Source organism: Streptomyces sp. NPDC047043 (assembly GCF_040644055.1).
Lineage (GTDB): Bacteria > Actinomycetota > Actinomycetes > Streptomycetales > Streptomycetaceae > Streptomyces.
Genome location: NZ_JBEYVO010000009.1, coordinates 22,815 through 40,679, shown reverse-complemented (window position 1 = coordinate 40,679; position 17,865 = coordinate 22,815). Strand labels below are relative to the sequence as shown.

General features: G+C 72.0%; 13 protein-coding genes, 1 pseudogene and 1 riboswitch. Of the genes and pseudogenes, 4 read left to right on the top strand and 10 right to left on the bottom strand.

Annotated elements, in window-relative coordinates:
• Window positions 1–84 precede the first annotated feature (84 nt).
• From ABZ880_RS15550 to ABZ880_RS15530, 5 genes are read right to left on the bottom strand one after another with little or no spacing between them, the layout of a single operon-like run.
• A complete protein-coding gene (locus ABZ880_RS15550) occupies window positions 85–924 on the bottom strand; it encodes an ECF transporter S component (RefSeq protein WP_361261962.1) in 840 nt (279 codons plus the stop codon).
• A complete protein-coding gene (locus tag ABZ880_RS15545; protein WP_361261959.1) occupies window positions 921–2,813 on the bottom strand; it encodes an ATP-binding cassette domain-containing protein in 1,893 nt (630 codons plus the stop codon). The genes ABZ880_RS15550 and ABZ880_RS15545 overlap by 4 nt, the downstream gene beginning before the upstream one ends.
• Window positions 2,810–3,880, bottom strand: coding sequence for an energy-coupling factor transporter transmembrane component T (locus ABZ880_RS15540; protein WP_361261955.1), 1,071 nt, complete (start codon window positions 3,878–3,880; stop codon window positions 2,810–2,812). The genes ABZ880_RS15545 and ABZ880_RS15540 overlap by 4 nt, the downstream gene beginning before the upstream one ends.
• Window positions 3,873–4,508, bottom strand: a complete 636-nt coding sequence (locus ABZ880_RS15535; RefSeq protein WP_361261952.1) for an SCO2322 family protein — start codon at window positions 4,506–4,508, stop codon at window positions 3,873–3,875. The genes ABZ880_RS15540 and ABZ880_RS15535 overlap by 8 nt, the downstream gene beginning before the upstream one ends.
• A complete protein-coding gene (locus tag ABZ880_RS15530) occupies window positions 4,505–5,722 on the bottom strand; it encodes a prenyltransferase/squalene oxidase repeat-containing protein (protein ID WP_361261949.1) in 1,218 nt (405 codons plus the stop codon). Before ABZ880_RS15530 ends, ABZ880_RS15535 begins: the two co-directional genes overlap by 4 nt.
• A gap of 151 nt (window positions 5,723–5,873) precedes the next feature.
• Window positions 5,874–5,948: riboswitch (cobalamin riboswitch) on the bottom strand.
• Between the two features lie 92 nt (window positions 5,949–6,040).
• Between ABZ880_RS15530 and ABZ880_RS15525 the strand changes: the two genes are divergently transcribed.
• Complete coding sequence (locus ABZ880_RS15525) at window positions 6,041–6,709, top strand: aminoglycoside phosphotransferase family protein (RefSeq protein WP_361261946.1); 669 nt, start codon at window positions 6,041–6,043, stop codon at window positions 6,707–6,709.
• Between the two features lie 22 nt (window positions 6,710–6,731).
• On the opposite strand, the gene ABZ880_RS15520 is transcribed toward ABZ880_RS15525, so the two are convergent.
• Entirely contained in the window at window positions 6,732–7,736 is a 1,005-nt protein-coding gene (locus tag ABZ880_RS15520) for a PP2C family protein-serine/threonine phosphatase (RefSeq protein ID WP_361261943.1), read from the bottom strand.
• A gap of 184 nt (window positions 7,737–7,920) precedes the next feature.
• Here ABZ880_RS15520 and ABZ880_RS15515 point away from each other — a divergent pair, with 184 nt between their 5' ends.
• Entirely contained in the window at window positions 7,921–10,038 is a 2,118-nt protein-coding gene (locus tag ABZ880_RS15515) for an NB-ARC domain-containing protein (RefSeq protein ID WP_361261940.1), read from the top strand.
• 204 nt (window positions 10,039–10,242) lie between these two features.
• Here the strand turns inward: ABZ880_RS15515 and ABZ880_RS15510 are convergent, their stop codons facing one another.
• The 3 genes and pseudogenes from ABZ880_RS15510 to ABZ880_RS15500 form a co-directional block, all read right to left on the bottom strand.
• Window positions 10,243–10,578 (bottom strand): RidA family protein, encoded by a 336-nt coding sequence (locus ABZ880_RS15510; protein ID WP_361262704.1) that lies wholly within the window; start codon window positions 10,576–10,578, stop codon window positions 10,243–10,245.
• 81 nt (window positions 10,579–10,659) lie between these two features.
• A pseudogene (locus ABZ880_RS15505) lies at window positions 10,660–11,097 on the bottom strand (nuclear transport factor 2 family protein); the annotation flags it as partial.
• 95 nt (window positions 11,098–11,192) lie between these two features.
• Window positions 11,193–12,221, bottom strand: a complete 1,029-nt coding sequence (locus ABZ880_RS15500) for an MBL fold metallo-hydrolase (RefSeq protein WP_361261937.1) — start codon at window positions 12,219–12,221, stop codon at window positions 11,193–11,195.
• A gap of 170 nt (window positions 12,222–12,391) precedes the next feature.
• Here ABZ880_RS15500 and ABZ880_RS15495 point away from each other — a divergent pair, with 170 nt between their 5' ends.
• Together ABZ880_RS15495 and ABZ880_RS15490 are read left to right on the top strand one after the other, a co-directional pair.
• A complete protein-coding gene (locus ABZ880_RS15495; RefSeq protein WP_361261934.1) occupies window positions 12,392–13,849 on the top strand; it encodes an aldehyde dehydrogenase in 1,458 nt (485 codons plus the stop codon).
• A gap of 6 nt (window positions 13,850–13,855) precedes the next feature.
• Window positions 13,856–14,089 carry a ferredoxin gene (locus tag ABZ880_RS15490; protein ID WP_361261931.1) on the top strand — a complete coding sequence of 78 codons (234 nt, stop codon included), beginning with the start codon at window positions 13,856–13,858 and terminating at the stop codon, window positions 14,087–14,089.
• Here the strand turns inward: ABZ880_RS15490 and ABZ880_RS15485 are convergent.
• On the bottom strand, window positions 14,043–17,714 hold the full coding sequence (locus ABZ880_RS15485; RefSeq protein ID WP_361261928.1) for a hypothetical protein: 3,672 nt from the start codon (window positions 17,712–17,714) through the stop codon (window positions 14,043–14,045). The genes ABZ880_RS15490 and ABZ880_RS15485 overlap by 47 nt on opposite strands.
• Window positions 17,715–17,865: the final 151 nt, after the last annotated feature.

Genomic DNA, 17,865 nt, shown 5'->3' with positions numbered 1-17,865 from the left:
CTCTCAAAGTGCAGGTCAGGGGCCATTATGGCGTGGACATGGCGTCCGAAATGCACTACTAGGGTGAGTAGTGGGTGATGTGGGTCATGTGGGGTGCTTCACCGGCCGGCGGGGCTCGAATGTGACCGCGGTCTCGAACGCGGCCCGGCGGGTGGCTCTGCGTAGCGCCTTGAGCACCGCCGGGCCGAGCGTCAGCGTCAGGGCGACGGTGACGACGGCCCGGCCCAGGTCCCAGCCGAGCGAGGTGGCCACGCAGTACGCGAGGAAACGGGCCAGGTTGGCCGGGACGGCGGCGTGCGGGTCGAAGGCGATGCCGGACGCCAGTGCCCCCATGAAGGGCCAGCCGGCCAGGTTCATGATCGTGCCGTAGGCGAAGGCGGCGAGGAAGCCGTAGCCGGCGAGGAGGGCCAGTTCGGCCCGGCCGCGCAGGCGGTCCGGGCCGGGCAGCAGGCCCGCGCCCATCGTGAACCAGCCCATCGCCAGCATCTGGAACGGCATCCACGGGCCCACCCCGCCCGTGAGCAGCGCGGACGCGAACATCGTCAGCGAACCGAGGGTGAAGCCGAAGCCCGGGCCCAGGACGCGGCCGCTCAGCACCATCAGGAAGAACATCGGCTCGATACCGGCGGTACCGGCGCCGATGGGGCGCAGGGCGGCACCGGTGGCGGCGAGCACGCCGAGCATGGCGACCGCCTTCGGGCCGAGGCCCGACTCCGCGATGGTCGCCGCGACCACTGCCACGAGCAGCACGAGCAGGCCCGCGAAGAGCCAGGGGGCGTCCTGGGTGTGCGTGCCGATCTGCGAGGAGGGCGGGGCGAGGAAGGGCCAGCCGAAGCCGACCGCGCCCACCGTGCTGACCAGGGCGAGGGCGGCGGTGGAGCGGGGGCCGAGGCGGATGGGGCGCGCCTGCGGGGTGGGCGTCACGACAGCGCCTCCTTCACCTGGGCGACTGTGAGCCACTGCTGCGGGGCGAGGATCTTCGTCACCTGGGGGGCGAAGGACGGGGACGAGACGACCACGTCGGCGGTCGGGCCGTCCGCGATGACCTCGCCGTCGGCCAACAGGACGACTCGGTGGGCGAGTTCGGCGGCCAGTTCGACGTCGTGGGTGGCCAGGACGATTGCGTGCCCTGCGGTGGCGAGTGAGCGGAGGACGGTCACGAGCCGGGCCTTCGCCGCGTAGTCCAGTCCGCGGGTCGGTTCGTCCAGGAGCAGCAGGGGTGGACGGGCGGTGAGGACGACCGCCAGGGCGAGGGTGAGGCGTTGGCCCTCGGAGAGGTCGCGGGGGTGGGTGTCGTCGGGGATGCCGGGGAGGAGGTCCGAGAGCAGGGTTCGGCAGGTGCCGGGTTCTGCCTGGGCGTCGCGGTCGGCTGCGGTGCATTCGTCGGCGACGGTGTCCGTGTAGAGGAGGTCGCGGGGTTCTTGGGGGACCAGGCCTACGTGGCGGATGAGGTCGGGGGGTGGGGTGCGGTGAGGGGTTCGGCCGCCGACTCGGACTGTGCCGGTGGTGGGTTCGAGCAGGCCTACGAGGGTGTTGAGGAGGGTGGACTTTCCGGCACCGTTGCGGCCCATCAGGGCGATGGTTTCGCCGGGGGTGATGGTGAGGGTGACTTGGTGGAGGGCCTGGATCTGGGCTCGGCGGACGGAAAGGGCGTGAACTTGGGCGGGGGGTGCGGGAGTTGGGGTGCGGGTGTTGGAGGTGGCTGTGTGCTTGCGGAGGAAGGGCAGCCATCGGCGGGTGGGGGCTGAGGTAGGGGAGGCGTCGCCGGCCCGCGCTTGCGGGGCGCTGTCTCTCTTTGGGTCGGGAGCCGTCCCAGCGGCACGACAGCCTGCAGGCGGTGCGGAGGTGTTGTGTGCTGCGATGCGGCTGTCCGTCGACGATGCGGAGTTGTGAGCTGCCGTACGGCTGTCCGCAGCCGGTGCGGGGTTGTTGTGTACTGCGGCGCGGCTGTCCGCAGGGTGCGTGGCGTTGAGAGCGGCGGGGTGACTGCCGGCAGACGGCGCCAGTTGTTCGCGCAGGCCGGCCGACCGGCGCCTCGCGTCCCGCACCGTCAGCGGCAGCGGGGACCAGCCGGCCAGTCGCCCCAGTGCCACCACCGGCGGATACACCGGCGATATGGCCATCATGTCCGCCGGGGCGCCCAGGTGCAGCGGCGCTCCGGGAGCCGGCAGCACGGCTACCTGGTCCGCGTACTGGATGACCCGTTCCAGGCGGTGTTCGGCCATCAGGACCGTCGTGCCGAGGTCGTGGACCAGGCGTTGGAGGACGGCGAGGACCTCCTCCGCGGCCGCCGGGTCCAGGGCCGAGGTCGGTTCGTCGAGGATCAGGGCCTTGGGGTGGGGGGTGAGGACCGAGCCGATGGCCACGCGTTGTTGCTGGCCGCCGGAGAGGCTGGCGATGGGGCGGCCGCGGAGGTCGGCCAGGCCGAGGAGGTCGAGGGTTTCCTCGACCCGGCGGCGCATCACGTCCGGAGCAAGCCCCAACGACTCCATGCCGTAGGCGAGTTCGTCCTCCACCGTGTCCGTCACGAAGTGGGACAGCGGGTCCTGCCCCACCGTGCCTACGACGTCCGCGAGTTCGCGTGGTTTGTGGGTACGGGTGTCCCGGCCCGCCACCGTCACCCGGCCCCGCAACGTGCCGCCCGTGAAGTGCGGGACGAGGCCGCTGACGGCACCGAGGATCGTCGACTTGCCGACCCCCGACGGGCCGGCCAGGAGGACGAGTTCACCTTCCGGGACCTCGAAGTCCACGCCCCGCACGGTCGGTTCGGCCGCCCCGTCGTACGTCACGGAGACATCCTCGAAGCGGATCACGACGGCTCCTTGGGGGCGATGAGGGAGGGAAACAAGCCGAGGAGTACGGCCGCGGCCGGCCAGAGCGGAAGCGAGGGGGCCACCAGCGGTACGACACCGGGGTGCAGGCCCGCCGGGTCGTCCGCGGCGGCGAGCGTGAGCAGCGCGGCGACCGCGGCGCCGGATCCCGCGACCAGCCAGGCGCGCACGTCCCAGCGGTCGGGGCGGTAACGCGTGCGCGGGCTGCGGCGGCCGCCCAGCCGCAGCCCGGCCAGGGCCGCGGCGACCCCGGCGAGCAGAAGGGGCAGGCCGTAGGTGCCGCCCTCGGCGGTGAGCAGGCCGTACGTTCCCGCGCAGACGCCGAGCAGGCCGCCGAGGGTGAGGGCGGCGGTGGTGCGGCGAACTGCGGTGGGGACCTGGGCGGTTCGGCCGTAACCGCGGGAGTCCATCGCGGAGGCGAGGGCGACCGAACGCTCCAACGCGCCTTCCAGCACCGGGAGTCCGATGTGCAGCAGACCGCGGATGCCCTTGTCGGGGCGGCCGCGCAGGCGCCGGGCGGCGCGCAGGCGTTGGACGTCGGCGATGAGGTTGGGCGCGAAGGTGAGGGCCACGACCACAGCCACGCCCGTCTCGTAGAGGGCGCCGGGGAGGGACTTCAGGAGACGGGACGGGTTGGCGAGAGCGTTCGCGGCGCCGACGCACACCAGGAGCGTGGCCAGCTTCAGGCCGTCGTAGAAGGCGAAGACGAGTGACTCGGCGGTGACCCTGCCACCCAGGCGGATGCCCTGGGCCCAGTGGGGGAGCGGGAGTTCGGGGAGGGTGACGATCACATGCGTGCCGGGGATGGGCGAGCCGAGCGCCACCGCGAAGACGAGGCGGATGAGGAGGACGGTCAGGGCGAGCTTGAGGAAGGCGGAGTAGGAGTGCGACCAGGGGGTTCGGGGGCGGCAGGTGGCGACGACGTACGCGGATGTCGCGATGAGGAGGGTCAGCAGGAGGGGGTTGTTGGTGCGGGTGGCTGCGGTGCCCAGGCCCAGGGACCAGAGCCACCAGGCACCGGGGTGCAGCGACGTGGGCGGACTAGCCATGCCTGCGTCGCCGTGCCTGCCACACCGCTGCCGCGCCCAGCAGCGCAACCGCCCCCGCCCCTGCGAACAGCCCCACCGAGGGCCCGCCGTCCTGGTCGCCCTTCTTCTCCGCAGCGGTCGGCTTCTTTCCCGCCGAGACCTGCTCCCCGCACCCCTTCTCCGGATACCCGGCGATGGCGCACAGCAGGGCGTCGGTGTCGTACCGCAGTGGCTTCGCCACCGAGGCCAGTGCCTCCGCCGTCGTGCCGTCGGACGGCACCCGCGCGCAGGCCGTACGGCGGGCCGGGGGCTTCTCGCCCGACGGGGCGTCCGCCGCCGTACCGAAGTCGATGACCAGTGCTACCCGCTTCTTGCCCTCCTGCGCCGGCGTCCGCGCGCAGATCACCGCGAACGACGCCGGGCCGCGCGGCTTCGCCGAGTCCTGTGAGTCCTCGCTCACCGAGAAGCGGAAGCCCTGGACGTCGCCGTCGGAGGGGCGGGCGGTGGAAGGGCCCTGAGTGGCGTACGTCCAGCGGCCGTTGTCGTAGTCCCAGAAGGACCAGTAGCGGTAGCCGACGGCCTGCGCCTGGCCACCCCCGGCCAGCGCGAGGAACAGCACGGCCAGCAGAAGGACACCGCGGCGGATCACGGCTGCTTCTTCTTACGGCCGCTGATCAGGAACCCGACCCCGATGCCGCCGACGAGCCCCACGCCGATGATCCACCACACGCTGACGCCGGAGTCGTCCTTGGCGTCCTCCTTGTTCGAGTCGCCGGGGGTGGGGGAGGCGGTGGTCGGGACGGAAGCCGGCTTCGGGCCGGTCGCGTTGAGGAGCTTCACCAGGTCCTGACCGCCGAAGTCGTGGACGTCGAAGGTCTCCGCGTTCGCCGCGAGGATCAGCTGCGCGTACGCGGCCGGTCCGCCCTGCTGTGCCCAGGCCTTGGAGTTCGCCTCCAGCCAGCGCATGGCGTCGGCCGCCTTGTCGCCCTGGCCGGCGGTCGCGAGGGCGAGGACCGCGTCGGCTGTGTTGCCGTAGTCGGGCTGGGGCTTGGCGCCGGGGAGCGTCGACGTCAGGTGCTTGTCCTTGGCCAGGGCCTTGACGAGGTAGGCGGCGCCGTTCTGCGCCGCCAGTTCGGGGTCGATGGCCTTCTTGCAGGCCGGCGTGGTGCCGGTGGGCTTCGGGGCGTCCCCGGCCAGCCCCTTGCCCAGCGCGCCCACCACGGCCGCCGCGGTCGCGTCCGCGTTGGCGGCCAACTTGCCCTTCTTGTCCGGCTGGTAGGCGAAGGCGCCCGCGCCGTCCCCGTCGCAGGGCAGCGCGAGCGCGAGCAGGGCGTCGTACGGAGACTTGCCGCCCTTGGCGGTCTCGGCCGGCTTCTCACCTACGGCGGTCAGCGCGCCGATGACGACGGACGTCGAGTTCGCATCACTCGCCCCGCCCGGCGCGTAGCCCCAGCCGCCGTCCTTGTTCTGCACGGACTTCAGCCAGGTGACCGCCTTGCCGGTGGCGGAGTCGTGCCCGCCGAGCGCGGCGAGGGCTTGGACGGCGGCGGCCGTGCTGTTCGTGTCGACCGCGACCTCGGCGTCGCAGGCCTTCGCGGCATCGGCGCGGAACGCCGCGAACGCCCCGTTCGCGCACTGCTGGCCCACCAGCCAGTCCACCGCCTTCGCCGCCGGCTTCACACCCACGGTGTCCTGCGCGAGCAGCGCCAGCGACTGGCGCCAGACGCCGTCGTACTTGGGGTCCGTGCTGCCGTACAGACCCTCGGGTATCGACGGCGAGGGAGCGGCCGTGGCGGGGACGGCGGCACCCAGTACGACGGTGGCGGCGGCCAGTGCCGCGGCGCTGCGGCGGACGACGTTCATGATCGGCGGGTGCCTCTCTGTGCTGCTTCTCGGTTCGCGGCGGGAGCGCGGGCAGCGGCACGGGAGACCCCGGGCGGCTCGGCTCCGTATGCCTCGACGGTGCCGTGCGCCGACGGGCTGCCGACACACGTGAGCCGGTCACGACCGCGCGGGGCAATCCGGCTGACCACCCTCGGGCGGGCGGTTCACGGTTGCGGGTCAGCGCCGGAATTGCACCGGCTTCCCCCCGTACGGTGTGATGACGACCTGGCCACTCTACCGGTCGGTACGAACACGCTGAGAGCCCCCTGTGAGGCAGACGGCGCTAGGTTCGGATCCATGGGGATCACGGGGAAACTGCTCGGCACGGGCCGCGTCAACGACGTGTACGAGATCGACGAGGCGTGGGTGCTGCGCCGCGACCGGCACGGATGGGGCGACGCGGCGGCGGAGGGCGCCGTGATGGAGCACGTACGCGCCCACGGCTACCCCGTGCCCCGCGTACGGCTCGCCGACTCCACGCGCACCGACCTGGTGATGGAGCGGCTGTCCGGGCCGACGATGCTTCAGGCGTGTGTGGATGGTTCGCTGGGCGCCGACGAGGCGGGCGCGATCGTGGCCGACCTGCTGCGGCGCCTGCATGCCGTCCCCGCCCGCGAGTCCGCTGACCCGGGCTACCGGGTCCTGCACCTCGACCTGCATCCCGACAACGTGATGCTCACGCCCGCCGGCCCGCAGGTGATCGACTGGTCCAACGCGGAGGAGGGGCACCCGGGCCTCGACTGGGGCATCTCCGCCATGATCCTCGCCCAGGTCGCCGTCGACGACGAACCGATCGCCGACGGCGCCCGCGAAATGCTGAGCGCCCTGCTCGCCGACCCCTCCCGCCTCACCGAGGCCGGCCTGGCGGAGGCCCGGCGCCGACGGGCGGCCAACCCGACGATGAGCCGACGGGAGGTCGAACTCCTCGGGGAGGCCGAGGAGTTGATCCGTACGCTGCTGCGTTGACGGCGCGCCTTCCGGGTGGGCGTCAGGTCACCGCGGCCCTCGTCGGCACCGTCGCCTCCGTCGGCTGGCACAGCACCAGGGTGAGGTCGTCGCAGGGAGGTGTGCCCCCGTGGGCGATCGCGCGGTCGTACAGGTGGTTCAGCGCGTCCTCGGGCAGCGGCTCGCGCAGGGCCCGTGAGGCCTCCGTCAGCAGGGGGAAGGGTGAGCCGTCGGGGGCGCGGACCTCGCTCAGGCCGTCGGTGTAGATCAGGAGCCGGTCGCCCGGCTGGAGGCGGGCGCGGCACTGACGGGGCTCGGGACCGAGGCCCAACGGCGTGGTGGGGGTGAAGGGTTCGAGCAGCTCGACACGGTGACCGGCGCGCAGCGGCGCCGGATGGCCGCAGTTGACGAGGCGGACCTCGCCGGGTGCGAACTCGGCGAGCAGGACCGTCACGAAGTCCTCCGGGCCGAGCTCGGCGGCGAGCCGGGTGTCCAGGCCGGTGACGAGGTCGGGCAGCGAGGGCTCGGCGTAGGCCAGTTCACGGAAAGCGGTGATCGTCGCCGCGGTCAGCCGCAGCGCCTCCAGGCCGTGCCCGCGCACATCGCCGACCAGCACCCGCAGGCCGTACGGGGTGACCGCGACGTCGTACAGGTCGCCGCCGACCGTCGACTCGCGGGCGGCGCAGTGGTGGCGTGTGCGCACGTGTGTGCCGCACAGGTTGCGGGAGATGGGCTGTTGGATCACCCCCTGGGTGATCCGGGTCACCTCGCGCGCCCGGGTGAGTGCCGACTCCAGCTCGGCGCGTCGGAATGCCGCGTACACGGTGATCGCGCCGCCCAGCAGGAGAGCACCGCCACAGGCGGCGCAGCCGAGCAGGGACGGTCGCCCGAACGCGACGTCCGCCCCCAGTGCCAGTGCCGCCGCGCCGCCGCAGACGAGGGCGGTGTGCCGTGCGCCGAGCCGTGCGCAGGCCAGCAGCGGCGCGACGAACAGCAGCACGGTCAGGGTGGCCGGAGGACCGACCGCCCCGGTGTCCATGACGCCCATGGGGCACCTCTTGCTCCCGATCGCCCCGCACAGTGAGGGACGACTATCTCTCATCAAGCCGTCACGGAGAGTGAGTTGACCGCATCGCGTCGAATGTGTCCGGCGATGTCGCCTCCTGTGGCCCCTTTGTCCGGCTCGCGTGCTTCGGCCCCTGGGTGGGCGGAAGGGCGTCACACTGTGCGACGTGCCTTGGAACACGGTCGGGGGCGGCCTCGGCAACCTGCCTCCGGAGACCCGCGGTTTCGTCGGACGGGAGACGGAACTGGGCCTGCTGGCCGCCGAGTTGACATCCGAGAAGGGAAGCCGGCTGCTGAGCCTGGTGGGCGTCGGCGGGGTCGGCAAGACCCGGCTCGCCCTGCACACCGCCGCCCGGGTGCAGCGGGCGTATCCCGACGGCGTGTGGCTGGTGGAGCTGTCCGCCCTGCACACCGACGGTCTGGTGCCCCTCGCCGTCATGGAGGCGCTCCGGCTCGCCGACCAGACGGTGGACTCGGCCGTCGCGGCGATCGCCGCCTGGGCCCGGGACAAACGGCTGTTGCTGATCCTCGACTCCTGTGAGCACCTGCCGGCGGAGTGCGGCGCCCTGGCCGTGGCCCTGACGGACAAGGTGCCCGGACTGCGCGTCCTGGCCACCAGCCGGGTGCGGCTGGGAGCGCCGGGGGAGTGGACCATGACGGTCGAACCGCTGCCGGTGAGTGGTGCGGGCGGCGAGGAAGGCGCGGAACCCGCCGTCGCCGACACCCTGTTCGCGCAGCGGGCCGCCGGTGCGGATCCCGGCCTCGTCCTGGACGCGCCGGCCCGGCGACGGATCGCCGCCATCTGCCGCGGCCTCGACGGCATCCCGCTCGCCATCGAGCTGGCCGCCGCCCGGCTGTCCGACCTCGGCCTGGACGAGCTGCACACCCGCCTCGGCGCCGACCGGCCCTCCCGCCTGGACCTGTTGACCTCGCAGGACGGCGACGCCCCCGCGCGCCATCGCGCGCTGCGCACCACGATCGGCTGGAGCCACGAGCTGTGCGCCCCGCTGGAACGGCTGCTGTGGGCCCGGTTGTCCGTCTTCGCGGGCGGGTTCGACACCGAGGCCGCCACGTTCGTCTGCGCGGGCGGCCCGCTGCCCGCCGAGCGGGTGGGCGAGCTGATCGAGAAACTCGTGGCCTGGTCGATCGTCCGGCCCGACCGCACCGACCCCGCCCGCTACCGGATGCTCGACACCGTCCGTGAGTACGGCGGCGACTGGCTGCGCGAACTGGGCGAGGAGGAGGCCGTACGTCTGCGCCACCGCGATCACTACCGTCGGCTGGCCCGGCAGGGCTGGGCCGAGTGGAACACCGGTCGGCAGGTCGCCTGGGCCGTGCGCGTCCTGGCCGACCGGGCCAATCTGCATGCCGCGCTGGACTTCGCCCTGGCCGGTCCGGATCGCGCCGCTGGCGTGGAGATGGCGGGCCACGTCGGCCTCATGTGGCGCCACTGCGGTGTGCTGCGCGATGCCCGGCACTTCCTGGACCGGGCGCTCGCCGGCGACGTGCCGCCCGGCCCGGCCCGCACCCGGGCCCTGTGGGCGTGTGCGGCGGTGGCCGTCTTCCAGGGGGATCTGGAGGAGGCGGCGAACCTGGCGGTGCGGTGTGCCGACTCGGCGCGGGAGGAGGGGGACGCGGTGGCGCAGGTCGCCGCCGTGTACCTGCGGGGCACCTACCTGGTGCAGAGCGGGCGCATGGCCGAGGCGATCGAACTCGTCGACACGGTCCCGCGGCTGCCCGTCCAGCCGCACGGGTTCGGTGCCGCCCAGTTGCAGATAGGACTCGTGGCCGCCTTCGCGCACCTGATGTGCGGCGAGTTCGAGGCGGCCCGTGCCGCCGCCGTGGAGGTCCGCAGGGCCGGCGCCGAGTGCGGCGAGTGCTGGGCGGGATCCGTCACCGACTATCTGATCGCCCAGATCGACCTGACCCAGGGAGATGCGGCCACGGCCGTCCGCGGCGCTCGCACGGCGATCGCCAAGAGCGCGCTGATGCACGACATCGTGGTCTCCGCCGTCTCCCTCGACGTGCTGGCCGCGGCGGTCGTGGCGCGCGGCGACGGACTGCACGCGGCACGTCTTCTCGGCGTCGGCAGCCGCATCTGGGAACTGACGGGCGGCGACCAGCTGAACTCGCCGGACCTCATCGCAGCCCGCCGCACCCACGAACTCCGGGTCCGCGGCGAGATCGGCCACGAGAGCTACGAGACGGCCTTCGCGGAGGGACGCGCGATGTCGTACGAGGAGGGACTGCGGTACGCGGCGCGGTCCACCGGCCCCCAGGAGTGAGTGCCCGGCGTCTCAGCCCTCGACCGCCACCGCGTCCACCTCGACCAGCATCCCCTCGCGGACCGGCCGTTCTTCGGTTGCGTGGCGAGATCGGCGATGAGATCCACGAGACGGTTCTCGCGGAGCGGCGCGCGATGTCGTACGAGGAAGGACTGCGGTACGCGGCGCGGTCCACCGGCCCCCCAGAAGTGAGCGCCCGACGCCTCAGCCCACGACCGCCACCGCGTCCACCTCCACCAGGACCCCCTCCCGCACCAGCCGCGCCACCACCGTCGTACGAGCGGGCAGCGGTGTGCAGTCCGCGAAGAACTCCCGGTAGACGCGGTTGAATTCGGCGAAGTGGGCGGGGTCGGCCAGATAGCAGGTGCAGCGTGTGATCGACCGCCGGTCGCCGCCCGCCGCCGCGACCACCGCCTCGACATTGGCGAGCACCTGCCGCGCCTGCGCGGCCAAGTCCGCGGGCATCTCCCCGGTCGCCGGATCCAGCGGCCCCTGCCCGGAGGTGAACACCAACGGCCCGCTGCGCACCCCCTGGGACAGCGGTGGACGGCTGCCGTCGGCGAAGCGGACGAGCGGGGCGCGGTCGGTGCGGACGGGTTCGAGGGTGCCGCGGCCGACGTGCGGGGTGGGGCCGCCGAAGGGGAGGTGCAGGACCCGGGAGGCCAGCAGCCACCGCCCGTCGACGCGGCGGAACGTGTCCTCGTAGTGGCCGACCTGGACGGGCGGGCCGGCGGGCACCATGCCGCCCGACCAGCCTTCGATGCGGTACGTCGTGAAGTACGAGGTGGCCTCGGCGGTGTCCTCGGACGTCACGGTGACCCGGATGTTGGACATGATCCGCCGCGAGAGCTTGTCCACGGGGCGCGCGCCGAAGTACTTCCGCAGCGCCTCCCGCCCCTCGGAGCGCCGTCCGTCGCCCGGCGGCGGCCACTCCCACCGGCCGTCCTCGGTGAACAGCTCGGCGACGGAGGCAGGTTCGCCGAGATCGAGACGGTGGACGAAGTCGAGGATCAGGCGCTCGCAGGCGCGTTCGGCGAGGAGCTGCTGCAACGGGTCCATGGTCATTGGGTACCAGCGGGCACCCTGGGCCCACGAGCGAATTACGCCGCCACGCGCACGACCCCGGTTCACACCGCCACGCGCACGACCCCGGTTCACACCGCCACGTACGTCACCGGATCGCTCCCCGCCACCGCCTCCGCCCGCCCCAGTTTCACCAGCCGCCGCAGATGCGCCTCGGCCTCCGAGACGGCGATGTTCCTTGATCCGTAGGGGATTTGGTCCCAGGGCCGGTTCCACTCCATGCGCTCGGCGACCTGCCAGGGCGTGAGCGGCTCGACCAGCAGCGACCGCAGCCCGGTGAGCCGCTGCTCGTGGTGGTCGAGCAACTCCCGTACGCGGGCGGCCGCGTCGGTGAGCACGTGCTGGTGGGCGGGGAGCACTTCGGCGGGGGCGAGCCGGCCGACGCGCTCGAGGGAGTCGAGATAGTCGCCGAGAGGGTCGGTGATGGTGGCGTCGTCGGGATCCTCGTAGAGACCGATGTGCGGGGTGATCTCGGGCAGCAGGTGATCGCCGGAGAACAGCCGTCCGTGGCCCGGGAGTTGGGCCGGGTGCTGCTCCTCCAGGTGGAGGCAGACATGGCCGGGGGTGTGGCCCGGCGTCCAGATCGCGCGCAGTCGCCGCCCCGGCAGGTCGAGGAGCTCGCCGGGGATGATCTCGCGGTCGGGCAGGGCGGGGGAGAAGCCCGGCAGGGTGGTGCGCGGGGCGGCGTCCCTGAGCGGCGCCACGTGCTCCTCGGGCGCACCGGCGGCGACGAGTTTGGCGGTCATGTAGGCGAACCAGCGCCCGGGCCGGGTCTCCAGGGTGCGCCGCACGATCGCGGTGTCCGCGGCATGCATGGCGATCCAGGCCCCGGACGCCTCGCGCACCTTGCCGGACAGGCCGTGGTGGTCGGGGTGGTGGTGGGTGATCACCACCCCGTGGATCTCGGCGGGCGAGGTCCCGCACGCGGCCAGTCCCTCGGCGAGGGTGTCCCAGGAGGCGGGGTCGTCCCACCCGGTGTCGACCAGCACCGGCCCGCGGTCGGTGTCGACGACGTACACGAGCGTGTACCCGAGTGGATTGTCCGGAATGGGGACTCGGACGGACCGCACGCCGCCGCCGTGGTCGCTGACCTGTGCCATGGACTCCCCTGTCGCCGCGTTCCAGCCACTATAACTAGAACGGGTTTCGATGGGAGCCCAAGTCACCCTTCGAGGGTGCTGTGAGGTCTGTGGACTCCTCCCAGTGGAACTGGTATCAGTTCCCGTATCTGATGAACCGTCAGAGTCAGCTCCCGGGGAGGCAGTCGGCCATGACCGAGCTCGTGGAACACGGACAGCTGTTCATCGGCGGGGAGTTGACCGACCCCCTCGGCAAGGACGTCATCGAGGTGATCTCCCCGCACACCGAGGAGGTCATCGGGCGGGTGCCGCACGCCTCGCGGGAGGACGTCGACCGGGCCGTCGCCGTGGCGCGCCGGGCCTTCGACGAGGGGCCCTGGCCGCGGATGTCGATCGACGAGCGGATCGAGGTCGTCACCCGGATCAAGGACGCGATCGCCGTACGGCACGAGGAGATCGCCCGCGTGATCTCCTCCGAGAACGGGTCGCCGTACTCCTGGAGCGTCCTGGCGCAGGCGCTCGGCGCGATGATGGTGTGGGACGCGGCGATCACAGTCGCACGCAACTTCACCTACGAGGAGACACGCGACGGCGTCCTCGGCAAGATCCTCGTGCGCCGCGAACCGGTCGGCGTCGTGGCGGCCGTAGTCCCGTGGAACGTCCCGCAGTTCGTGGCCGCCGCCAAGCTCGCGCCCGCACTGCTCACCGGCTGCACGGTGATCCTCAAGCCGTCGCCGGAGTCGCCGCTGGACGCGTACATCCTCGCCGACATCACCCGCGAGGCCGGACTGCCGGAGGGCGTCCTGTCCATCCTCCCCGCCGACCGCGAGGTCAGCGAGTACCTGGTCGGACACCCGGGCATCGACAAGGTCTCCTTCACCGGCTCGGTCGCGGCCGGCAAGCGCGTGATGGAGGTGGCGTCGAAGAACCTGACCCGCGTCACCCTCGAACTGGGCGGCAAGTCGGCGGCGGTCGTCCTCCCGGACGCGGACGTCGCCACGTCCGTCGCCGGCATCGTCCCGGCGGCCTGGATGAACAACGGCCAGGCCTGCGTCGCCCAGACCCGCATCCTCGTACCGCGCTCCCGCTACGACGAGTTCGCCGACGCCTTCGCGCAGGCGGCGAGCGTGCTGGCGGTCGGCGACCCGCTGGACACGGCCACCCAGGTCGGCCCGCTGGTGGCACAACGGCAGCAGCGCAGGAACCTCGACTACATCCGCATCGGCCAGGAGGAGGGCGCCAAGATCCTCACCGGCGGCGGCCGCCCACCGGGCCTGGACCGCGGCTGGTACGTCGAACCGACCCTCTTCGGCGACGTCGACAACTCGATGCGGATCGCCCGCGAGGAGATCTTCGGCCCGGTCATCTGCCTTCTGCCGTACGGCGACGAGTCCGAGGCCCTGAAGATCGCGAACGACTCGGACTACGGGCTGAGCGGCAGCGTGTGGACGGCGGACGTGGCCCACGGCATCGAGGTCGCACGGCAGGTCCGTACGGGTACGTACTCGGTGAACACCTTCAGCCTGGACATGCTCGGCCCCTTCGGCGGCTATAAGAACTCGGGCCTGGGCCGGGAGTTCGGTCCCGAGGGCTACGGCGAATACCTCGAACACAAAATGATCCATCTCCCGGCCGGCTGGGAGGGCTGAGCGGCCATGGGCGACCGCTGGCACGTCGAGGTCGACCGCTCCGTCTGCATCGGCTCCGCCCAGTGCGTCCACCGGGCCACCGGCGCCTTCCGCCTCGACTCCGCCATGCAGTCCCACCCGGTCGAACCGGAAACCGACGCCAACGAACGCATCCTGGAGGCGGCCGAGAACTGCCCGGTGGAGGCGATCGTGATCACCCTGCTGGGGAGCGGGGAGCCGGTGTTTCCGCCGGAGGAGTAGGGCGGCCGCGCCAGGTTCGCTCCACCTCCTGGAACTCCGCCTCGAAGGCGCCTTCCGGCAGGCCGGCCCGCAGCCCGGGCAGGTCCGAGGGGCGCAGGAGACCGAAGGAATCGGCGGGCAGCGCGGCAAGGATCTCGGCGGTGTGGGCGGCCAGCCAGTCGCCCAGGTCGAGTTCGGCTGCGAGGCGGAGGAGGCCGAGCAGGACGGAGGGGCAGGTGGCAGCGACCTGAGGGAGGTCGAGCTCGGCGAGCAGGGAGTCGAAGGTATGGGCGGCGGACGGGCCGTGCAAGGAGCCCGCCCATTGCCAGTTGTGGGTGGAGCGACCCAGCCGGGTCAGGTCCGACAGCCTGCGAAGGGCACTGTCCGCACCAGTGGAGGCGTCGTCGTACTCGAAGAGGAACGGCTGGAGGGAGGTGACCGCGTCGATCAGCCTAGGGCTGCCGCGGTCCAGTGCGTCTCCGGCGCAGTGCAGCATCAGTTGCTTCGTCGCGGCGGTGGGACGAGGCAGGTCCTTCCTGAGCGCGTTGGCGAGCGTGGACAGGACGGATGCGAGGTCGTCGTCGGGCATCGAGGGCGCGTCATGGGTCAGTTGGCGCAAAACGGTCTCCAGGTAGGGGCCCTTCTCGTCGGGTAGGACCTCCTGCGTCAGGCCGAGGCATCGGACGTACAGGCGGTGCCGGTTCGAGGGGTCGTGCACATCCCTGGTGAGCAGGGCGGTGAGGGCCCCGGCCGCGGACCATGGGGCGGCATGGATCGGACTGACCGCGGTGGGCAGTTGCAGAAGCAGCGGATAGCTGGTGTGCAGGAGAACCTCGCTGTCGCGGTCTCCGGCGAACATGACCCGTCTGATCAGCTCCTCGGCGCCGGTGCCGATGAGCCGGTCGACGACGTGACCGGGCAGCGGATCCGGCCCCTCATGTGAGAACAGCCTTTGTGTCCACCCGAGTTGGTGGTGGCCGAGGGGTGTCCAGGTCGTACTGATGAGCAGATCCGGACCCACCAGGCCCGTCTCGCTCTGCTCGGGGTGCAGGAGGCGGGCGAGACAGAGCGTCGAGCACAGCTGGTCCCACGATTGCGAGGAGAGCTGTGCCTGCCATGTCATCGCGTGCCGCCGCCAGCTGCCGACGAGGTCGCCGGCGGATCCGACGAGCTGTGAGGCGTACACCTGTCCGGCCGCGAGCACCGTGATCAGCAGCAGGTTGGCCTCGTACACCGAGTCCCGGTACGAGTGTGTCTGGCGCACCGGGACGTAGCCCTCGTCCATCCGGCGCTCGGCCCACGCAACCTGCCGGAACAAGCCGGTGAGCCTTCCCGCCAGGTCGGCTCTTGACCGCGCTGGCCACGCTGCCAGTCTGTCCCGCAGGTTCTGCACGAACTGCGCGCGATCCGTCAGCGGGGTGAAGGACAGAAGGACGTACAACTCGCTGTCATCCAGGGGTGCTTGAGCGGCGCTCCGGTGCAGCGTCCCGTCGATCAGCCGCGCCGCCAAATGCTCGCCGAACGTGGCGTGCATGAACTCGTAGCTGCGCAGCCGCTCCTCCGTGACCACGGCCTGTGCTTCGTGAATGAAGAAGAAGCGCCCGAACAGCAGCCCGGTGCCGCTGGCCGCCTCGGCGCCGAGTGCCGTGAGGTCCCGGTCCGCCTCCTGCTCGCTGATGGCCTGGGCGCCGCGCTGGAACATGCCGAGCGCGATCACCGACAGCCGGTGGAGTTCGCGCTCGACGGCGATACCGGACTCGGCCGGAGGCAGCGGGCCGTCCTTCTCGACCTGGCGCCGCACGAACTCGCCGAGCAGCCGGTCGTACAACTGGGTGCGGCTGAAGCCGTCGTCGCTCAGCCCGTGCAGCGCGTTGCCGGTGGCGTCGTACAGCGCGAGCATCAGCAACAACAGGGGATGGGCCGCGAGGTCGAGATGGGGGAGCACGGTGTGCAGGGTCAGGGGCCGCAGGCCGTGCCGGTCGAAGTGGTCTGCGTTCGTCGTGTTCCACGTGGCCAGCCAGCGCTCGATCTCCGGCTCCTCGAACCGTTCCAGGCGCAGCACCCGGCTGTTGTACGGGATCTCGGCGCGGTCGGCGACCACCGTGCGGCTCGTGACGATCACGATCAGCGGGCGGCCGAGTCCCGCCTCCCGTGCCTGGAAGAGCTCGATCTCGCGCAGATATCCCCATTGGCGACCGGAGTCGAGGCGCTGGGCGCCAGCCTGCAGGAGCTCGTCGAATCCGTCGAGCAGGACCACCGGGACGACACCCGGGTCGGCCTCTGACCAGTCCGGCCAGGTCACAACCCGCCCCGTGGCCCGCTTCAGGGCGTGCTCCAGCTGCGTCTGGAGGTCCGCCTCGGCGGGCGTGTGCCGCAGTTGGACCCGCAGCGGGCGGAACTCGCTTGCGGGGAGGCGGGCGGTCAGCAGTTTCGTGAGCAGCGACTTGCCGGCGCCGGGGTCGCCGAGGACGACGAGCGGGGAGAGCAGGGCCGAAAGGCCGAGCGCATACCCGGCGAAGAAGTGCTCGATCGTGTCGTACGAAGGCTGGCAGTCCCACCACTTGTCCGACGCGACGCCATGATCGTGCTGGCCGCCCTGGCGCCGATCGGCCAGCCGGAAACGAGGGTTGACGTATCCCTGCGCCAGCGTCGGCATCCGGGGACCGGGCGATTCCAGTGAGGCGATGGGTTCGCGCAGCGGGGAACGGACGCTGGTGAAGGGTTCCTCCAAGCCCGCACACTCCGCCAGGAGCTCCTCCAGGCCGGCCAGCCCAGTGCCGTCCCGGCCGTCGGCGGTGTCGTGCGCGCGGGTGCCGGGCAGGGCCGTCGCCAGCGCGAACTCAGGGCATTTTCGGGCTAGTTGGCTGAGCATCTCGACGCAGTGGTCGAAGCGGGCCTGCTGCACATGGTCATCCGCGTCGAGTTGAAGGAGCCCTTGCGGCGGACGGCCGGGCTGGAGTGCCTCGCTCGTGAGGAACTCGACGTCGGCCAGGGCCAACGACAACGGTGGACGGGGCAGCACACACTGCGCCAGCGCCGCCGCGAGGACGACGTGCGCGGCCCGGAGCAGCGCGCCGCGCGCCACACCGCGTACTGCCCGCACCCGCTCGGGCAGGGTCGCCAGCAGAGCGTCCAATACGTAGGGCAGCCGCTGCTCTTCGTACAGCGGCGTCAGTAACTGCTCCGGTGAACGCATCAGTTCGGGGTGGCCGTCGGCTAGCAGGGACACCGCCTCGTCCGGCCCCATGTCCAGGAAGGCGGCCGGGTCGAGCGTGGGGGTCGACGCCGGAACCGGAGCGGCGGAAGAAGGCAGCGGAGCGCTCGGTCCGTGCGTCGGCGCCGTGGCTGCGCGCTCGACGGCCCGCTCCAACGCCTCATGGCGCCCTCGCCAATACCCCACGTCCAGCTGCACGTTCTCGGGCGACCGGATCCCCTTCGCGCCACGCTCCGCGCACAGGGCAACGATGTGCCGGATGTCCCTCCAGTCCGGGGCCTTCTTCCGGCGTCCGTTGAGCAGGTCGGAGACCGAACTCTCGCTCCGCCCGAGCGCTCTCGCGATGGTCGCCTGCTGCAGCTCGCACACGCGCACAAGCCGGTGCAGCTCGGCACAGAAGTCCGCGACAGGACCCGCCGTCGGTACGGCCAACTCCCCAACCCCTTCGGTGCGGTTCGGCGGATTCCTCCGAAGCGTACGACCTGACCTGCGTCTTCCGCGGGGAGTTCGGGGTGAGCCGGGTTCCGGCCGGCTACCGGCCCCGATGGCCGATCGTCATGGAGCAAGTCGCCCGCCGCCGCCA